General features: G+C 60.7%; 4 protein-coding genes. All 4 read right to left on the reverse strand.

Annotation, left to right across the window (positions count from 1 at the left end):
• Window positions 1–536, reverse strand: a 536-nt coding sequence (locus AC1D0Z_RS20035) for an ABC transporter substrate-binding protein (protein ID WP_477659923.1), incomplete at its 3' end; no start/stop codon positions are given.
• A 132-nt stretch (window positions 537–668) separates the two neighbouring features.
• A complete protein-coding gene (locus tag AC1D0Z_RS20040; RefSeq protein ID WP_477659924.1) occupies window positions 669–1082 on the reverse strand; it encodes an MAPEG family protein in 414 nt (137 codons plus the stop codon).
• Between the two features lie 71 nt (window positions 1083–1153).
• Entirely contained in the window at window positions 1154–1780 is a 627-nt protein-coding gene (recR, locus tag AC1D0Z_RS20045) for a recombination mediator RecR (protein ID WP_477659925.1), read from the reverse strand.
• Window positions 1781–1916: 136 nt separating this feature from the next.
• Window positions 1917–2207 (reverse strand): YbaB/EbfC family nucleoid-associated protein (locus AC1D0Z_RS20050; protein WP_477659926.1); only part of this gene is annotated, 291 nt, incomplete at its 5' end.

Below are 2207 nucleotides of genomic sequence, written 5' to 3' on the forward strand. Positions count from 1 at the left end.
GTGCCGACCCCGATAAAACTGACGTCGCCGGGCTTGAGGCCTGCGCGTGAAAGCACCAGGTTGGCCATCATGTTGGTCGACGAACCGGGCGCCGACACGCCAATCCTCTTGCCCTTCAGGTCCGCAACTGTTTTGTAGTTGGGCATGTTTTTGGTCGAAACACCGAAAGCAATTTGAGGAGCCCTCCCCTGCAGTACAAAAGCCTGGAACATCTGGTTCTTGGACTGCAGGTTGATGGTGTGCTCGAAAGCGCCCGAACATACATCGGCAGAGCCGCCCACCACGGCCTGCAGTGCCCGTGCACCACCGGCAAAGTCGCTGATTTCCAGGTCCAGGCCCTCAGCCTTGAAGTATCCCAATTGCTCGGAAATCGTCAGGGGCAGGTAATAAAACGCGGCCTTGCCGCCTACTGCCAATGAAATTTTTGTTTTCTCAAGCCTGGATTGCGCGCGAAGTGCGGGCAATGCCAGTGCTGCCGCAGCCAGCGCAGTGCCGCCGGCAAAAGCCCGGCGGGAAATCAGGGGTTGGCGATACATGCAAGCCTCTCTTTTTTTGATGTCGCAAGCTTATCGAGGCGTAAAAAAACCCGCATCGGGGTCATCCCGTGCGGGTTTTTACCGAAGGTGATTCAGTTACCAACAGTAACTTTCACGCCTTCATCACGTGCATCAGCGAAAGCCTGAAAAAAGAATGACGATATTGATAAAAAGTGCACACGCCCAGATGGCCGAGCGTGCTTTGGCCAGGTCAGCGATGTACATCATGATGTAGGCAATGCGCAGCACGACAAAGAGCAAAGCCAGGATGTCCAACCGGGTTTGCCCCGCCTGCAGGATGTGCGCAATGATGACGGCGGCAAAGAAAAAAGGCAGCGCCTCAAATGTGTTGGCCTGCGCGGCATTGGCCCGGGCACGCCAGTCGGTCTGCCGCGCCAGCCAGCCACGCGGGTTGTGGTTGTCGTATCCGCCGTCGCGGCGTGGCGTGCTCATCGTGCCGTATTTGGCAATGGCGGCGCACACAATGGGCAAGAGTGCCGCAATCAGAACGCACCAGTAGGCAATGGTGAAGCGTGCAAATGTCATGGTGGGTTCCTTTCGTTATGGTCGCCCGCGGCGGGCATCAAGCTGTCGAGATAAAACTAAAAACACCGCCCTCACCTGCGGTCCACCAACGCGTGGGCAATGGTGCCCAGGTCTACGTATTCAAGTTCGCTGCCCACCGGCACGCCCCGCGCCAGGCGTGTCACCTGCACGCCGCGGCTTTTCAACGCCTGCGCAATCACGTGCGCAGTGGCTTCGCCTTCGGCCGTGAAATTGGTCGCCAGAATCACTTCCTGCACCTCGCGCGATGCAGGCGGCAGAGCCTCGCCCCGCTCATTCTTGGGCACCACACGGTCAAACAGCTTTTGCAGGCCGATGTCGTTGGGGCCTATGCCRTCGAGCGGGCTGAGCTTGCCCATGAGCACAAAGTACAGGCCTTTGTAGGCCAGCGTGCGTTCAAGGGCCGCCTGGTCAGCGGGCGTCTCGACGACACACAGTTTGCTGCGGTCGCGCTGCGGGTTGGCGCAGGTGGTGCAAAGCTCCTGCTCGGTCAGCGTATTGCACAGGCTGCAGTGCCGCACGCTGTTGACAGCATGATCGAGTGCGCGCGCAATCTGCAGGGCGCCCGGCTTGTCGTGCTGCAGCAGATGAAACGCCATGCGCGCGGCCGACTTGGCACCGACACCGGGCAGCTTGCGCAGCGCCTGGGTCAGGCCTTCAAGAGCGTTGGAGTCAGCCATGTGGCAACAGCGACCGAGCGTGGTATCCGCTTTCGCAAGCAGGGGCCGCGGAACCGGCTTTGCCGGGCCGCAGGCGCAGCGGCCCCCTCGGGGGGCAGGGAGCTACACGCAGTGAGCGACCGTGGGGGCCCACAGCCTAAAACGGGAGCTTCATGCCGCCGGGCAGGCCGGGCATCCCTGCCGTCAGCTTGCCCATCTTTTCCTGGCTCACTTCTTCAGCCTTGCGCACGGCGGCGTTGAAAGCCGCAGCCACCAGGTCTTCCAGCATGTCTTTGTCGTCGGCTARCAGGCTGGGGTCGATCTCGACGCGCTTGACGTCGTGTTTGCAGGTCATGGTGACCTTCACCAGGCCGGCGCCGGCCTCGGCGGTGACTTCCACAAATGCCAGTTCTTCCTGGGCTTTTTTGAGGTTGTCCTGCATCGCCTG

The sequence above is a fragment of the Polaromonas sp. P1_E3 genome, assembly GCF_056405935.1.

What these genes read in the sequence shown, in the direction of transcription:
- AC1D0Z_RS20040 (WP_477659924.1), bottom strand. Translation starts at nt 1,082, where the DNA reads ATGACATTTGCACGCTTCACCATTGCCTACTGGTGCGTTCTGATTGCG.